Here is a 1,933-nt window from a genome sequence, read left to right on the forward strand (position 1 = left end):
CGCGGACAGGGCATGACCCGCGAGCGCGGCGTGTTCGCGAGTCGGGGGTACGTCGCCCTTCACGTGGACTACCGCGGGCACGCCGAGTCGACCGACGATCCGCGCTCCGACCGGGACCTGCGGCTCGGCTACTCCGCCGACGTGATCGCGGCGGTGAAGGCGCTGCGAGCGTCGCCCGACGTCCCGGTCGACGAAGGCCGGATCGCGCTGATGGGCCGCTCGATGGGCGGTGGCGTGGTGATGAAGGCCCTGATCGCCGAGCCCGGCCTCGTCCAGGCCGCCTCCCTGTGGGCGTCGGTCTCGTCGCTGGAGGGCGAGAACTTCGACCAGTTCATCCGCTCCGACGCTGACTCCCGCGCGAGGTCGATCGTGCAGGCTCACGGCCTTCCCGAGGACCGTCCCGCCTTCTGGCGGGCGGCTTCCGCCCGGCCCTACCTGTCCTCGATCAGCGAGCCGGTCCTGATCGTGCACGGCCGCTTCGACGACACCTGTCCCCCACGGTGGGCACGCGCCACCCTGGCGGCCATGCGGCAGGCCGGGGTCGAGTCGACCCTCGAGTGGTACGACGACGGCCACGCCTTCGGACCGGCGTTCACCGCCGCCATGGACCGCACGATCCGCTACTTCGACAGCCAGCTGGACTGACCCAGCAGCGCCAGCACGTGCCGCGCCCGGTCCTGCGTCGAGCCGGCAGGACGTCCGCGCTCGGCCCGGGCGTCGGCAGTTGGCGGCTCGAACCACCGGGTCCACGCTCAACCGCTCGGACAAGAGCGCGAACTGCCGACGCTGGAGCCTGCGGCCGAGCTGGGCGAACCCAACGACAGCGAGGTCGGATCAGACGACGGCGAGCGGCAGCAGCGTGTGACCCGTGGGGCCGATCTGGATCTCGGTGTTCATCTCAGGGCAGACACCGCAGTCGTAGCAGGGGGTCCAGCGGCAGTCCTCGATCTCGACGTCGGAGGAGCCGTCGGCGACCGCGAGCGCGTCCTCCCAGTCACCCCACAGCCAGTCCTTGTCGAGACCCGAGTCGAGGTGGTCCCACGGGAGCACCTCGTCGTAGTCGCGCTCGCGGGTGGTGTACCAGTCGACGTCGATGCCGGTGCCGGCCAGCGCCAGCGACGCGGCGGTCATCCAGCGGTCGTAGGAGAAGTGCTCGCTCCAGCCGTCGAAGCGGCCACCGTCGCGCCATACCTGCTCGATGATCGCGCCGACTCGTCGGTCGCCGCGAGACAGCAGTCCCTCGACGATGCCGGGCTTGCCGTCGTGGTAGCGGAAGCCGATCGCCCGGCCGTAGCGCTTGTCCTCGCGGACGACGTCGCGCAGCTTCTTCAGGCGCCGGTCGGTCGTCTCGTGGTCGAGTTGCGCGGCCCACTGGAAGGGCGTGTGCGGCTTCGGCACGAAGCCGCCGATGGACACCGTGCAGCGGATGTCGTTCTGGCCGGTCACCTCGCGACCCTTGGCGATCACCTTCTTCGCCAGGTCGGCGACCTGCAGCACGTCCTCGTCGGTCTCGGTCGGGAGCCCGACCATGAAGTAGAGCTTCACCTGCCGCCAGCCGTGCGAGTACGCCGCAGCGACGGTGCGGATCAGGTCTTCCTCGCTGACCATCTTGTTGATGACCTTGCGCATCCGCTCGCTGCCGCCCTCGGGCGCGAACGTCAGTCCCGAGCGGCGACCGTTGCGGGAGAACTCGTTGGCAAGGGTGATGTTGAAGGCGTCGACGCGGGTGGAGGGCAGCGAGAGCGAGACGTTGGAACCCTCGTAGCGGTCGGCCAGTCCCTTGGCGATCTCACCGATCTCGGTGTGGTCGGCGCTGGAGAGCGACAGCAGGCCGACCTCCTCGAAGCCGGACTTGCGGATGCCGTTCTCGACCATGGCGGCGATCGTCTCGATCGAGCGCTCGCGCACGGGACGGGTGATCATCCCGGCCTGG

The 1,933-nt window shown here is 69.9% G+C and carries 2 protein-coding genes; one reads left to right on the top strand and one right to left on the bottom strand.

Annotation, left to right across the window (positions count from 1 at the left end; translation table 11 throughout):
- Window positions 1-645 (top strand): prolyl oligopeptidase family serine peptidase (locus tag RMO85_RS09800; protein WP_310528543.1); only part of this gene is annotated, 645 nt, incomplete at its 5' end.
- Between the two features lie 189 nt (window positions 646-834).
- Here the strand turns inward: RMO85_RS09800 and RMO85_RS09805 are convergent.
- The coding region (locus RMO85_RS09805) for a radical SAM protein (RefSeq protein ID WP_310528544.1) at window positions 835-1,933 on the bottom strand (1,099 nt) is incomplete at its 5' end.

The organism is Nocardioides sp. (assembly GCF_031422975.1).
Lineage (GTDB): Bacteria > Actinomycetota > Actinomycetes > Propionibacteriales > Nocardioidaceae > Nocardioides.